We start from the raw sequence: 13,554 nt of genomic DNA on the forward strand, positions 1-13,554 counted from the left end.
CGGCCTCTCATGGGAACCGGCGCGTGGAAGCAGGCACAGGAGCCTGCTGCCGTATGGCCGACCCTCCCGTTGAGCACACGCCCCCACAGCACATCAGGCAGCAGTGCTGCGGCTCCCGCTCGCGGGAGGGCACACGTTCTGCCCGTCCAGCCAGGGGTGGGTCCCCGGTACTCTCTGTTATAGGTACGTACGTTTGTACCGATGAGGAAAGGGAGACGATGGAGACGACCGGGGCAGAAGACGGCGGGGGGCGTGTGGCGGATGGTGCGGGTGCGCGCCCACGGCGGACGCGGCGGCATGACCCGAACCGGCAGGAGCGGATCATCGAGGTGGTCGAGGAGCTGATCGCCGAGCGGGGCATCGAGGGGTTGAGCCACCGGGTGGTCGCCGAGCGGGCGGATGTCTCTCTGAGCTCGACGACGTACTACTTCAAGGACCGGGAGGCGATGATCCACGCCGCTCTGGGCCGGGCCGCGGACCGGTTCGCCGCCTCTATGAAGGCCTGGGCCGCCGAGCACGCCGAGGACACTCCCGAGCAGCTGGCCGAGGCGCTGACGGACGGGGTCATGGCGTGCCTGGGGGGTGAGGGGCGGACCATGGCGATGACGGAGTTCGAGCTGTACCTGGCCGCTCTGCGCCGTCCTGGACTGCGGGGGGTGGCCGAGCGGCTGACCCGGCACAGCATTGAGGCGATGACCCCGGTCGTGGGGGCGTCCGTCGCCGCCTGTCTCCCGCCGCTCATGAACGGGCTGTGCCTGCAGGCGATGACCTTCCCCGCCCCGCCGGACCGTGCGTACGTCCTGGCAATCCTGCGCCACGCGGTAGCGGCCCGCCCCCGGTGAGGCAAGGGGTGCACTTGCCCCGCCCGGCTGGTTGGGTGCCGGGCGGGGCCTTCGTCTAGGTATTGGTGGCCAACGGCACGGCATCCCTTTTTCAGCTCATCAGTACGCACGTCCGTAATGATGAGCTACACTGAAAGCACCCTAAAGGCCTAAAACGGGCATCTGGGGTTTGGTTCGGAGCGCCGGCGGGAAGTCCCGGAGGCCCCGGAAGATCAAGAAAGGCACAGATCATGACCAAGACGAACGCCTTCAACCTGATGGACATCACCGTCCCCAGGGAGGGCCACGAAGCAGCGCGGAAGTTCTACACCGAGACGTTCGGATGGACCGTGGACGTGGACATCCCCGGCTACCCGATCATGGGCACCGGCGACGGCGGCAGCCAGGTCGGCCTGATGTGGGAGGGCAACCCGCAGTCGGGCGACCTGTCGAAGTTCTGGAAGACCGGAAAGCCCGTCCCGTTCCTCAACACCGACGACATCGACGCCACCCTCGCCGCCATCGAAGCGGCCGGCGGGACGGTCGCCGCCCCCGCCCGGCAGACCGGCCCGGTCAAGGTCGCCGTGTTCCAGGACCCCTGGGGCAACGACTGGTTCCTGTGCGAACGCGGGACCTGACCCCCGGACCCGCCCCCAGCCACCAGCCCCGCCCGGCCAGCGGGCAGGGCACACCCGACGGGAGAACCGACCATGACCTACGCACCCTGCTTCAGCGTCAAGGACACCGCGGCCAGCATCGCCTTCTACCAGCAGCTCGGCTTCGACGTGGACTCCAGCGGCGCCAAGCTCGGCGACGATATCCACATGCTCTTCTACCAGGGCGAGTTCTGCGCCATGCTCTACAGCAACGCCGACCTGAAGGACTGGCTGCCCGTCCTGGCGGACACCCCCATCGGCTTCGCGGGCATGCACTACCTCGGCGTGGACGACCTCCAGGCCGCCCACGACCGGATCGCCCAGCACGCCGAGATCGTCAAACCGCTCGGCCAGGACCACTCCGGGGTGCGCCTGTTCTACTTCCGTGACCCCGACGGCTACGTCATCGGCGTCAACGACAAGGCCACCGTCAACGTCGGCTAGAGCCTGCCCCAGGCCCCACCGCTATCGCGGAAGCGCCACCCCGGCACCACGCCGGCCCGCTTCCGGCCGGCCCCGCACTCGTGCATCCGCCGGACGCCGACCGGTTGCGTCGGCCGGCGCCCGGCGGGCCGCCACCCTCGCGCGGCCCGCCGGCCCTGCCCCGCGAACCGGGCCGCACCCGTCACCGTGCCGCCCCGGCCGCCACCCCGCGCGGCGGGGACTGCGAGCCCACCGGTAACCACCTCGCCCGGCCCCGCCGCGCCAACCCCCGGGCCTGCCGCGCCACAAGAATCGAAGTCCTGTCATGAACCACTCCGCCAGCATCACCGCGCACATATCCGGCCCGGTCACCGACCGCAGCCGCTGGATCGCCCTCGCGGTGGTCATGACCGCCACCCTGATGGACCTGGTGGACGTCACGATCGTCAACGTCGCCATCCCCAGCATCCAAAAAGACCTGGGCGCCACCTACGCAGCGATCCAGTGGATCACCGAGGGATACGTCCTCGCCTTCGCAGCCGGCCTGATCACCAGCGGCCGCCTCGGCGACCTCTACGGCCGCAAACGCCTCTTCCTGCTCGGCATGTCTGGCTTCACCCTCGCCTCGGCCTTGTGCGGCGCAGCCGCCGGCCCCGAGATGCTCATCACCGCCCGCGTCTTGCAAGGCGCCATGGCCGCCCTCATGGTCCCCCAGGTGCTCGCCATCGTCCACGTCACCTTCCCCGCGCACGAGCGCGGCAAGGTCTTCGGCATGTACGGCGCCGTGATCGGCCTGGGCGCCATCGCCGGGCCCGTCCTGGGCGGTGTCCTGACCCAGTGGAACCTGCTCGGCCTCGAGTGGCGCGCCATTTTCCTGATCAACCTGCCCGTAGGCATCGCAGGCCTGCTCCTGGGCCGCCGCTACCTCACCGAGTCCACCGCCCCCCACGCCACACGGCTGGACCTGACCGGCATGCTGCTCGCCGACCTCGACAGCGTGATGAAGGCGGAGATGTGGTCCAAGACCCCCACCGTCAAGACCGCCGCACGTTGACGGTCTTGGTGGCGTGGCTCGGCGCCGATGCCCCCGGAAATCCATGACCGCCCCCGCACTGGCCTCCTACCAAGGCACTCTCTACGCCGCCTTCGTCCGCCACAACGACCAAGCGGTGATGTCGACCAGCCTGGTCAACGGAGCCTGGACTGAGCCCGTCCACCTCAACAGCTGGGTGAGCCTGCTCCCACTGGCCCTGGCGGTAGCCGATAACAAGCTCTACTGCGCCGTCGTCCACACTATCGACGACACCACGCACTGGAGCGCCTTCGACGGCTCGACCTGGACCCCAGTGCGACAGGTTCCCCAGGCCGTACAAACCCTACGGGCCCCCGCCCTGGGGGTACTCGCGAACAACAACCTGCTCCTCTCAGTCACGGAGCCGGAGCCATCCCACCTCACCTACGACTGGACCAAAGGCGCCTCCGGGTGGAGCAACCGGATCGAGTTTCCCTTTCAGTGGAAGTCCCCCAGCCCCGTTGGAATGTGCCGGATCGGCGGTTCGCTTCACAAGGCCATCCGCCAGATGGACAACACCGTGAGCATCGTCCGTGAAGATCCCACCACGCCGACTGGCTTTCCCTGGTCCCGCAAGTCGGCCCCGGCCTGGGAAACCACGTGCGGGCCCACGCTCGCCGAGCACGTCGGCTGGCTGACCGCCACTACCCCGTGGATCTTCCTGCGCGACGCCGACGGAGCACTGCGCGCCTCCTACTACAAACCCCTCACCCTGGACTGGAGCCTCCTCCACTACGTCGGCTCAGGCGGCGCCGCCAACCCCATCAAACCCTTCGACGAGGTCAGCGCCGCTCGTCACGAAGGCAAGCTGTACGTGATGTACCGCCGCCGCTGACCCCAGGCCCGGCACCAGCCACATCGCACCCGAACCGTGCGATCCCTTGGATTCCCGGAGGGTGACGGGAAAGCCTCGTGAACCATGGCCGCACCACGCACGTACCACCACGGAGATCTGCGCCGAGCCCTCCTCTCCACCGCGCTCGAGGTCATCCGAAGCGACGGCGTCGCCGCGATCAGCCTCCGAGACCTCGCCCGCCGCGCCGAGGTCTCCCACGCCGCCCCCGCCCACCACTTCGAGGACAAAGCCGGGCTGCTCACCGCGATCGCCCGGGAAGGTTTCGAGTTGCTAGCCGACGCCCTGACCGCGGTGCCGGCCGACGCCGCGCACCGGTTGCGTGAAATGGGCGTGCGTTACGTGGAGTTCGCCCTCGGCCATCCGGCCCACTTCGAGGTGATGTTCCGGCCCCAGCTGCTCCACGGCGACGACCCGAGCTGGCAGCCGCCAAGGAGCGCGCCTCCCGCGCGCTGTACGCAGGGGTCGAGGACCTCCCTGCCGCCCGGCGCGCCCCCGACGTCCGGCGCGCCGGACTGGCCGCCTGGTCGCTGGCCCACGGCTTCGCCACCCTCCAGCTCAGCGGCAGCCTCCCGTCGCTGGACGACGATGCCGCCGCGACCTTTCGCTCACTCCTCGACGGCGGCTCTCTCCCTGAGGCTTTGTCAGTGACCGACCACCTCACGGGCGCGGGGCAGCCGGCCGGATGAGACTCGGGGCGCCCCTGGACTTCAAGGGCGCTGAACAGGTCCAGACGTCACGAGGCAGGTCCGGGGCGGCCCATCGCCGGACCACCGGCGGTGACCCCGGAGCTGCTCAGGCTCCGCGACGGACGGGTGACGGGGCGCAGTGCCGGGTGTCCGCCGCGCGGTGCGCGTACCAGAGCACGGGGACGACCCGGCCATTCATCAGCCTATGCGTGGCGGGGCCCTGCGCTTCGACGAAGCCGGCGGCGGTCAGCGCCCGGTGGATCGCCACGTTCTCCTCTTCGGCGGCCGCGTGCAGTTCTGTGATGCCGAGGTGCTCGTGGGCGAGCAGCGCCGCACCCGCGAACAGCTCCGCTCCGAGCCCTCGCCCGCGGAACCGGGGCGCGAGCCAGCCACCGGCGTGGTGGAGCCCGCAGGGGTGAACCTCGACAGCGACGGTGCCGACGTGCTGTTCCAGCGCGTGATCGGCCGCTACGAGCGCGGTGGAGTCGGGGAACAGCCGGCTGAGGTCCCGGAACTCGCCGCGGCCCGGCTCCGCGGCCAGCAGTTCACCGCGCTGCGGTTCGGGGACGATCGCCTCCTCGGGGAAACCGAGCCACCGCTGCGCCTCGGGGTCGCTGCCACTGGCGTTGCCTGCGGCGAGGTCGAGCACCGTCGGGGTGCGCAGGACCAGCCGTGGTGTGCGGATTTCGTGCCTGTCGTGCTCGCATCCGGTGGTCGGTCCCGCCGCGACGTCCGTCACTGTCACCGTTTCCCTTCGACTCAGGGCCGAGGCCCGGGTTCCGCGCAGCCGCTCCCGGCATCGCCGCATCCGAGCGCCTCAAGGTGCCGGTACACGTCCGCGAGAGCGGCGTGTTCGCAGATCATGCCGATGTGGCCGTCCGGCCGGACGGCGACGACCGTGTCCGCCGTGATGTCGTACGCCCGATGGGCGTGCCCATGCGTGTCCACGATCGCGGTGCCGGGTGCGCTGTCGCCCGGCCGGACGACGACACGAACAGCTGCGGAGTCGGCATGGAGTTCGTCTGCCGCGGTGCCGGACTGCGCGTATCGGGAGCCGAAGGCCAGCACGGTCGTCTGCGGCCCGCGGAACACGTCGAAGAGCCGCACTGCCTTTCCGCGGCGATCATGGCACGGCGCGTCCGGCGCCCGGTCGCCCGCCCGAAGGCCACTCGCCCGGCCGCGGTGGTCGAGTGCCAGCGGCCCGCCCCGGTAGCTGACGGCCAGTTGACCGCTGTCCGGCGGGTCCGTCCGGCCCTTGGGGTCTCCGAGCAGCGAACGGTGGTACAGCTCCGAGACGGTCTCCAGCGTCCGGGCAGCGATCGGCACGCGCTCGGCCTCGTAGGTGTCGAGCAGGGACGAGGGGGCGCCCGCGAGAACACGCGCGAGCTTCCAGCCGAGGTTGTAGGCATCCTGGATGCCCGCGTTCATGCCCTGCCCGCCCGCGGGCGGGTAGACGTGAGCAGCGTCGCCGGCGAGGAACACGCGGCCGGCCCTGAACCGTTGGGCCGCGCGGATCACCACCCGGTACGTCGACATCCAGCTCACCTCGCGCAGCCGGATGCCCATGCTGTCGGTCCGCTGCGCGAAGGCGTCGCGCAGCGAGTCCGCGCGGTCGCCGAGGTCGCCGTCGGCCGTCAGTTGGAACGAGCGGCCGGCGGGGAGGGGATAGAGGGCGATCGTCCCTTCGGCGGCCCGTGGCCACACGTGGCAGTGAGCGCGGTCCAGGCCGTCGGCTTCCACGTCGGCCACCGTGATGTGTTGGGAATCGTAGGTCACGCCCTCGAAGGGGATCTCCAGTTGCTTGCGCACGACGCTGCGGCCCCCGTCGGCGGCCACCAGGTACCGCGCCCGGACCTGCTCGACGGTGCTTCGGTCGGCCAGGGTCGCGGTGACGCCCTCGTCGTCGGCGGCGAAGGTGAGCAGCTCGGTGCCGAACCGTACCCGCACCCCGTGCCGGGCAAGCCGTTTGCGCAGCGCGTCCTCGACCCGCTCCTGGGCGACCATCAGGACGTTCGGATAAGGCACCTGCGCCGTGGCCGCCCGCTGCCGCGCGCTCGGCCAGACGCCCAGCACCCGGTCGCGGTCGTAGGCGCGGTAGGGCAGGACGGGGCCCCCGTAAGCCCTCACCTCGTCCAGCACGCCCAGGTCGTCCAGCACCTCCAGGGTCCGCGGCTGGACGCTCTTGCCCCGCGACCCGGACGGGAACACCGGGGCCCGGTCCACGATCCGGCATCCCACACCGCGGCGGGCGAGGTCACATGCGAGGGCGAGCCCGGTCGGTCCCGCGCCGACGATGAGCACGGGTACATCGCTGTCATCCACGAGTCTTCGCCTCCTCACCGGAACGCCCTGCGACCCGATTGCGCGAGGCCACCGCCGCGAGGATCTCCTCGACGTCCCGCACGGCCGCGGGAAGTCCTTCCGTCGCCAGCACGCCCGCCGGATTGAGGACCACCTCGTCCACTCCGGCGTCCCGGTACCGCTCCAGCGCACCCACGACCTGGTCGGCGTCACCGGTGACGAACGCACCGGACTCGATGAGCGCCCGCGACGAGGCCCGAGGGTCGGCCGGGTCGAGGGCGACCCCGGCCCGGCGCAGCATGTCCGCGTAGTGCGGCACGCTCATGTGGTGGCGGGCGGCGTGGAAGGCGAGCACTTCCGGGTCCCGGCCCTTGCCGGCGAGCGCTACGGGCACCACCGTCACGATGCGCGGGACCGTGGGCCGTCCGTCGGAGCCGGGCCCGGGGGCGGGCGTCCGGCGTCCGGCGGCACCGGCTTCAAGGGCGGGCACGATCGTACGGGCGACATAGGGGGGCGGCGTCAGCCACGTGATCGCGACGTCCGCGACCGCTCCGGCGGCACGCGCCATGGCCGGCCGGAGCACGCCGAGACCGACCTCGGGCATCGGGTGGTCGAAGGCGGGCAGCCGGGCGCGCCCGGCTCGGTGTCCGCCGTCGGCCGGCGCCGGCTCACCGTGCAGCAGGGAGCGGACCTCCTGCGCGTACCGCCGGGAGAACGACACGGGTGCCGGGTATCGCGTGCCACCCAGCGCCTCGACGAACTCCGGCTCGCCCGGCCCGTACCCCGCGACCACCGGGAACCCGGTGACCACGGACAGGGTGCGCGCCTGGAGCGCCGCCTCGAACGGATGGCGCAGCGCCATCAGGCCCACCGAGATCCCCGTCGGCACGGCCAGGCCCCGGCCCGCGAGGTGGGCGAAGACCTGGTGGGCATCGGTGGCGAAGCCCTGCCCCGTCCACAGCCTTCGGGCATCGGTGTCGCGTACCAACGTGGCGAACGGTGCCACCGTGTCGGGACGCGTGATCTGTACCGGGACGATCACCCCGGGCGTGGGAAGCGGTGCGTTCGTCATCGCCTTCACCGCACCGCGGACGGTCGGTCGCCGTCGGTTACCGGGGCGGTGGCCCAGGCTCCGCCCCGCAGCGCGCTGCCGCCCTCTTCGTCGACAAGGTCGCGCACCAGGTCGACATGGAGGGCGACATCATCGTGCCAGGTGCCGTACGTCACGAACATGCGGAGGTGGTTGAGGCAGGTCAACACGGCGGCGTGACCGACCGCGACGGGATCGGCCACGTTGCCGTAGCCGGCCAGGAATGCCGCGGCGAGGGCGCCGTAGTCGCTGTCGGGCGGTCGCCCGGCGAATCCGCGGCGCCCGGTCTCGCGCAGTTCCAGCAGCTGCCCCAGGCAGGACCCGAGATCCCAGGCCGGTGCGCCCACGCCGGTGTGCGTCCCGGCCAGCAGGGAGGCGCGGTCATGTCCGGGCCACGGGACGACCTGACCGATTCCGACGGCACCGTGCAGGAGCCGTCGGGTGCGGACGTCGCCGACGAGGTCGTCGCACCACCGCCGAAGCCGCTGCCATCGCCGGCTGCCGAGCCGGTCAAAAGCCAGGGTGTGCAGGGTGTGGGCATCACGCGGCCCACGACCCGTGGCCAGCCACGAGGCGAGACCGACCAGGAGCGCCGGTGGTTCGTCGAACCCCTCGACCGGTGGGAGATCGTGGACGCGCCGCACGACCCGGCCCGTTTCCCGCAGCAGTACGGTGAACTCCTCGGGCTCCACTCGTTTGAACAGCACGTCGAACGCCACGCTCGACGGGCCCGGGAGCCTGAAGTGCTGCGTGTTGTCGATCGTCTCGACGACGGCCACCTCCAGCCTGTCCGTGCTCGCCGAGGACAGGGCGCGCAGTACCGGGGCGGGCGCGGCCCACAGCGGCGCGGCGCGCAGCCGGCCGGCGGTGCGCACCCAGTGGTACGTACCGTCGCCCACCTTCCGCACGACCGTTCCGACGTTGCCGTTGCCGAACGCCGACACCTGCTTCACCTGCGGTTGCACCGGATTCGCGGTCCTCTCGTCCACTGGCCTGATTCGGGCGGAACCGCGAGCGCCCCATGCGCCGGATACAGGGGAACAGGGGCGCCCGCGGTGATCGGGCCTACGCCTCGACGGCGATCAGCACAGACAGCTCACGATGATGGTCGCGGTGGAGATGATCGTGACCGTCGCGGCGGTGGCCTCCTCCTGCCCGAACACGGAGTCGAGCTCGCCCGCGTCGGTGTAGGTGCGGTACCCCGCGAACAGCTCTCCGGTGTCGATGGTGTCGGCGGTGTCGGTGAACTGAGGGACTTCGACGACCTGCATGTGTTTTCCCCTGTTCTCTGTGTTCTCTGCCAGTGATCTCTTCTAGCTCTCCGGCACGCCACGGCGGCGCTCCGGAAACCCTTCGTTCGTGGCCGTGTTGAGGTGGGGGCGGAGCGGATCGACGCCGGCGGCGCGGAGTGCGGCGGCCACGGCCTCCTGCGTACCGGCGCCGTTTCGCAGGGCGGCGTCGAGGAGTCCTTCCGCGATGGCGCCGGCGCGGTGTTCGCCGAAGCTGAGCCCGCTGCGGCCGGGCCTGGCGTCGACCGGCTCCTGGGCCCTGGAGACGCCGGGCGCCAGCGGCTCGCAGAACGGTGAGACGGACCGGCCCAGGCCGTCGAGCCCGGCGACGGCGGACGCCAGGCCGTTCGCTGCGGGCCACGCGTCCTGGTCCAGGTACACGACGACCGCGTCCTGGCGTGGGTACGAAGAGCGGGTGGAGAGCACCTTGGCCTGGTAGCGCAGTTCCAGCGTCTCCAGTTCGTTCAGGAGGCAGCTCCACACGCGCACGGCGGCGGCCTCGTCGCGCACGTGCAGGTAGAGGCGGAACAGCCGTGCCGACGCCGGGAGGATCCCCCGGGAGCCGTGGGCGAGGAAGAATCCCGGCGACAGCGCGGCGCGGGTCGCCGGGATGCGGACGAGCACCGACGGGGTCCCGGACCCCCTCGTGGGACGTCGGACGGTGTGCGCGGGAACCGTCACGCGCACACCGTGCAGCAGGACCACCGCGGTCCCGCTCCCGTCGTCCGCGACGAGACGGGCCGGCTGCTCGGTGAGGCCATGGGGGGTGGCCTCCAGGAGGTCGCGCTCCACGTCCGGATCGCGCAGGGTCCGGGGCACCGGTCCGGTGCTGTCGGCCCGTCCCTGGTGGAACACGTCGTATACGGCGTTGGCCAGCCGGGAGCGCAGTTCGCGGACGTTGGCCGCGGTCACCGCACGGTCCGCGACCCTGGCACGGAGTTCCGGGGCGTGCACGGTGATCGCGGTGAGCGCCCTGACCAGCGCGGGGGACAGCGCGTCGCTCATACGGTCACGTCCAGCCCGAGCACGCCGGCAAAGCGCTGTGGCGCGAGGACCGCGTTCCGGCCGACCCCGGCTCCCGCCCGCTGCACGGCGGACAACCGGGGACTGCGCTGAGAGGTGGCCAGCAGCCGGTCGAACATGTGCCAGCCGGCGAAAGCCGTGGCACGCGACTCCAGCTGCGGATCGCGGACCGGACGCGCTTGCCGGTATCCGGCCCAGAAGGACCGCAGCAGGGGGCGTACCCGGGTCAGTTCCGCGGTGCCGCGGGCGATGATGTCGTGGTCCGAGAGGGCGGTGGTGTCCGCATCGTCGACGGCGGTGATGCCCCGCACCGCGTAGGACAGCCAGTCACCGACGAAGCCGCCCACGTCGCGAGCCGGGTCTCCGAGGCGGAACTCCTCCCAGTCGGTGACGAACACCGCGTCCCCGTCGACGAGGAGCTGATCCAGCCTGAGGTCCCCGTGCACCGGCCGGGGCTCCGCCGCCGCTTCGGCCTCGCGCAGCGCGGCCAGCGCGTCCACGAGCTGCCGGTCGGGCTGGAGCAGCTGCCAGAACGCCAGCTCGGCCGCCGTCGCTTCGAGGAAGTGCCGCAGCGGCAGGGCCCTCAGCAGCTCGACCGACGGCAAGGGCGGTGGCGTTCGGTCGATACCGTCCCGCTCGTCGAACCCCGCGCCGTGCAGGGCGCCGATCGCGCGGCCGACCTGATGCGCGTGGACTTCTGCGAAGGCGCGGTCGGCGATCAGTTCGGCCCCCGACCGCGTGCCCCTCAGCCATGCGAAGACCTGCAGGCCGGATGGCTCGTCCCAGCCGACGCAGCGAGGGGCGAGCAGACCGGGTACCGGCGTACGCGCGATGAATCTCTCGAAGCTCACCGCGCGGTGGAATCCCGGACGCGCCGGATCGCGATCGGCCACCTGCTTCACAAAGACCGCCGCACCGGTCGACGTGGTGCCCGCCCAGTTGTCGTTGCGGCCGGCAAAGGACTCCACCGCCCCGGCCGGCAAGCACCCCAGGCCTAGTCGCCGCAGGACCCTGGCCACCTCGGGAACAGCGGACAGGTGTGGGGAGACCACTTGTTGCCGAGGTATCGAATGGATGTCGACGGTGTCGTGTGACAGCACTGCATCCCCCGTATGCGCTTGCGCGACCAATGGTTGTTGCACCGCACCCCGAAAGTGTTCAGAGGCACGGATCGCGCTCTCTGGGTCGCGTCTTACGCTTGTTGAGTTCCCTGCGGCGGGCAAGCCTTTCGATGGTGCTCGAAAGGCGGTTTGACACACGACGAACAGAATCGGCCAGCGTGGTCGCCGACGTCTCGCTCAACGTCCCTGCCGGCCGCAGACCAACTGGTCACCGATCGAGGTGATCTCGTGGCGGACGCTGCTTCCCGTACGGCTGGTGGTGATGAGTCCGGCTTCGCGCAGCACCGCGGTGTGGTGGGAGACGGTGGCGAGGGAGAGACCGGTGCGGCCGGAGACGGCGGTGGTGGTGGCGTGCCCGGCACGGATCGCTTCGAGCACTTCGGCGCGGCCCTGTCCGAGGAGCGCCGCGAGGCCGCGCCGACCCGCTGTCCGGCCGGAGGCGGGCCAGGTTCGGTTCTGCTGGACCGGGTAGACCAGGACGTGGGGACCGTCGGGATTCCGCAGCGTCGTCGGGGCGCGTCGGCAGAAGAAGGACGGCAGCAGGATCAGGCCCCGCCCGTCGAGGTGGATGTCACGGTCGGCGGGATGAGTGGGCAGGGTCAGTACCGGCGGCTCCCATTGCGCCACGGGCGCCAGCGCGGCCAGCACCCGCTCGATTCCGCCGGCGAGGAACTCCCCGGCGAGCCGGGCGTGTTCGGCTCTCAGGCTGTCCTCGATCCGGTTCGAGTACGGTGCGACGGCGGAGCGGTGGTAGGTCCGCAGTGCGGTACCGAGCCGCCGCAACGCCGCCGGATCGCCGTCGCGTACCGCGCCGGCCCAGGCCGCCGGGGCCCGGCCGACGGCCAGTTGGTCGATGTCTTCGCGCAACCGCCGGCGCGGAGTGCTGAGCACTGTCTCGATCGCGGCGTCGATGTCCCCGGGGATGCCCGTCGGGGTGAGAAAGTCCGGCGAGTACCCCCGGGGTGGTGTGAGCGCCAGAAGCGGCCGTACCTCAGGAACGAGTTTTGCCCGGGTGCTCTCCCGCCAGCCGTCGAAGTCCGGCGAGCCTTCGGTCCTGCCGAGGAGATGGGCGCTGAGCAGCACCTCCCACAGCGGGTGGTGTTCGGGCGCCACCCGCAGTCGGGTGAGGTCCTCGCCGGTCAGGTGGAATCGCAGCGTCATGGGTCATTCCCCCAGATACCTCTGCCGTCTCGGGCTCAGGAGGGTTGGCTTGTGTCACCGTGCTCGTTCGCGGTTCCGCCAGCGAGCCGTACGCGGCCGCGTACGCCACTGCCGACACCACCCGAGGTCACCTTCCGGCACGTGATCACCATGCCTCTTCGCCACCCGGCCGCGCAGGCCGACAGACCGGCACGAAGTCTCGTGCCGGCCTGTCAGGAATGCAGGTCAGCGGACGGAGGTGACCCGGTGCTCTTTGAGCGTGGCGCAGTTGGAGCCGGTCACCTGTACGTGCACGTTGTTGATGCTGCCGCCCCAGTCGATGCAGTGGCCCTTGCCGTAGGCGTAGGCCGGTCCCGCGTAGGAGGTGTACCGCCCGAAGTCCTCCGCCGCGTCCCCCGTGTCAGGAACAGTGATCCAGGTGGACATGTCGACCGCGGTTCCCGGGTTGTTCCGGATGGTCGCGACGCAGTTCTCGCCGTTCGAGGCGTTGTACGTCAGGTAGACGGTGCCCAGGGAGCCGACAGGCGCCGAGTTCACGGTCTTGTACGCGCTGCCGCAAACCTTCTGCGGCGTGGTGTTGGGCGCCGCGGAGGCGGGCGCCGCCAGTGCGGTCACGCTCCCCATGGCCAGGGCGGTGAAGGCGGCCCCCGTCAGAACGGAACGGTTGAACTTCATGGCTTCCCCCTTGTGATGACCAGGAGTGGTCGCTCCTGCCAGATAAGACACACGGGACGGCGCAACGGTTGTGCTCGACTGCAAGTGCCTTGTCCCGGCTGCTCATTGGTCACTTCGAGTCTGCCGCTTGCCGCCCATTTCCCGGCCGCGGTGCGGCCGGGGCCGGAGTGCGCGGTGGAGCCGGCCGGACATCGAAGAGCCCCTGGCACCGCTGTCCGGCGGTACCAGGGGCTCGGTCGGAGCATTCAGAGGACTCCGCGCGTGACCCGGGTCAGAGGGCCCTGGCCACGCCTCACGTTGGCGCCTCCCAGTGCGTAGGCACCGGCCAGCATGGCGACGGCGCCACTGCCGACGCTCATTGTGAGTGGGGGCGTTGGTGG

Annotated in this window: 13 protein-coding genes and 2 pseudogenes; 6 read left to right on the forward strand and 9 right to left on the reverse strand. The window is 71.0% G+C overall.

The window, feature by feature from the left end:
• Positions 1-254: 254 nt before the first annotated feature.
• From CP975_RS34775 to CP975_RS34800, 6 genes and pseudogenes are all read left to right on the forward strand, one after another.
• Entirely contained in the window at positions 255-842 is a 588-nt protein-coding gene (locus CP975_RS34775) for a TetR/AcrR family transcriptional regulator (protein ID WP_070321235.1), read from the forward strand.
• Between the two features lie 230 nt (positions 843-1,072).
• Complete coding sequence (locus CP975_RS34780; RefSeq protein WP_055531676.1) at positions 1,073-1,459, forward strand: VOC family protein; 387 nt, start codon at positions 1,073-1,075, stop codon at positions 1,457-1,459.
• A gap of 72 nt (positions 1,460-1,531) precedes the next feature.
• On the forward strand, positions 1,532-1,921 hold the full coding sequence (locus CP975_RS34785; RefSeq protein WP_055533280.1) for a VOC family protein: 390 nt from the start codon (positions 1,532-1,534) through the stop codon (positions 1,919-1,921).
• A 304-nt stretch (positions 1,922-2,225) separates the two neighbouring features.
• A pseudogene (locus CP975_RS34790) lies at positions 2,226-2,903 on the forward strand (MFS transporter); the annotation flags it as partial.
• Positions 2,904-2,997: 94 nt separating this feature from the next.
• Complete coding sequence (locus tag CP975_RS34795) at positions 2,998-3,807, forward strand: hypothetical protein (protein WP_055533282.1); 810 nt, start codon at positions 2,998-3,000, stop codon at positions 3,805-3,807.
• A gap of 84 nt (positions 3,808-3,891) precedes the next feature.
• Positions 3,892-4,514, forward strand: a pseudogene (locus CP975_RS34800) (TetR/AcrR family transcriptional regulator).
• A gap of 106 nt (positions 4,515-4,620) precedes the next feature.
• Here the strand turns inward: CP975_RS34800 and CP975_RS34805 are convergent.
• The 9 genes from CP975_RS34805 to CP975_RS34845 all read right to left on the reverse strand — a co-directional run bounded on the left by CP975_RS34805 (position 4,621) and on the right by CP975_RS34845 (position 13,174).
• Positions 4,621-5,253: a GNAT family N-acetyltransferase gene (locus CP975_RS34805; protein WP_055533284.1), complete on the reverse strand. Its 633-nt coding sequence runs from the start codon at positions 5,251-5,253 to the stop codon at positions 4,621-4,623.
• Between the two features lie 20 nt (positions 5,254-5,273).
• On the reverse strand, positions 5,274-6,836 hold the full coding sequence (locus CP975_RS34810; protein ID WP_150477751.1) for an FAD-dependent monooxygenase: 1,563 nt from the start codon (positions 6,834-6,836) through the stop codon (positions 5,274-5,276).
• Positions 6,829-7,887, reverse strand: coding sequence for an LLM class flavin-dependent oxidoreductase (locus CP975_RS34815; RefSeq protein ID WP_055533298.1), 1,059 nt, complete (start codon positions 7,885-7,887; stop codon positions 6,829-6,831). Before CP975_RS34815 ends, CP975_RS34810 begins: the two co-directional genes overlap by 8 nt.
• Before the next feature lie 5 nt (positions 7,888-7,892).
• Positions 7,893-8,870 (reverse strand): hypothetical protein, encoded by a 978-nt coding sequence (locus CP975_RS34820; protein ID WP_150477752.1) that lies wholly within the window; start codon positions 8,868-8,870, stop codon positions 7,893-7,895.
• Between the two features lie 117 nt (positions 8,871-8,987).
• Complete coding sequence (locus CP975_RS34825; protein WP_055533288.1) at positions 8,988-9,176, reverse strand: LxmA leader domain family RiPP; 189 nt, start codon at positions 9,174-9,176, stop codon at positions 8,988-8,990.
• Between the two features lie 42 nt (positions 9,177-9,218).
• The gene (locus CP975_RS34830) at positions 9,219-10,199 is read right to left on the reverse strand and encodes a T3SS effector HopA1 family protein (RefSeq protein ID WP_055533290.1); all 981 of its coding nucleotides are present in this window, start codon (positions 10,197-10,199) and stop codon (positions 9,219-9,221) included.
• On the reverse strand, positions 10,196-11,476 hold the full coding sequence (gene lxmK / locus CP975_RS34835; protein WP_342788009.1) for a class V lanthionine synthetase subunit LxmK: 1,281 nt from the start codon (positions 11,474-11,476) through the stop codon (positions 10,196-10,198). Before lxmK ends, CP975_RS34830 begins: the two co-directional genes overlap by 4 nt.
• 39 nt (positions 11,477-11,515) lie before the next feature.
• Entirely contained in the window at positions 11,516-12,499 is a 984-nt protein-coding gene (locus CP975_RS34840; RefSeq protein WP_055533294.1) for an ArsR/SmtB family transcription factor, read from the reverse strand.
• A gap of 225 nt (positions 12,500-12,724) precedes the next feature.
• A complete protein-coding gene (locus CP975_RS34845; RefSeq protein ID WP_055533296.1) occupies positions 12,725-13,174 on the reverse strand; it encodes a hypothetical protein in 450 nt (149 codons plus the stop codon).
• Between the last annotated feature and the right edge of the window lie 380 nt (positions 13,175-13,554).

It is taken from the genome of Streptomyces alboniger (assembly GCF_008704395.1).
GTDB classification, from domain to species: domain Bacteria; phylum Actinomycetota; class Actinomycetes; order Streptomycetales; family Streptomycetaceae; genus Streptomyces; species Streptomyces alboniger.

What these genes read in the sequence shown, in the direction of transcription:
- CP975_RS34785 (WP_055533280.1), top strand. Translation starts at nt 1,532, where the DNA reads ATGACCTACGCACCCTGCTTCAGCGTCAAGGACACCGCGGCCAGCATC.
- CP975_RS34795 (WP_055533282.1), top strand. Translation starts at nt 2,998, where the DNA reads ATGACCGCCCCCGCACTGGCCTCCTACCAAGGCACTCTCTACGCCGCC.
- CP975_RS34830 (WP_055533290.1), bottom strand. Translation starts at nt 10,199, where the DNA reads ATGAGCGACGCGCTGTCCCCCGCGCTGGTCAGGGCGCTCACCGCGATC.
- CP975_RS34825 (WP_055533288.1), bottom strand. Translation starts at nt 9,176, where the DNA reads ATGCAGGTCGTCGAAGTCCCTCAGTTCACCGACACCGCCGACACCATC.
- CP975_RS34780 (WP_055531676.1), top strand. Translation starts at nt 1,073, where the DNA reads ATGACCAAGACGAACGCCTTCAACCTGATGGACATCACCGTCCCCAGG.
- CP975_RS34815 (WP_055533298.1), bottom strand. Translation starts at nt 7,887, where the DNA reads ATGACGAACGCACCGCTTCCCACGCCCGGGGTGATCGTCCCGGTACAG.
- CP975_RS34840 (WP_055533294.1), bottom strand. Translation starts at nt 12,499, where the DNA reads ATGACGCTGCGATTCCACCTGACCGGCGAGGACCTCACCCGACTGCGG.
- CP975_RS34845 (WP_055533296.1), bottom strand. Translation starts at nt 13,174, where the DNA reads ATGAAGTTCAACCGTTCCGTTCTGACGGGGGCCGCCTTCACCGCCCTG.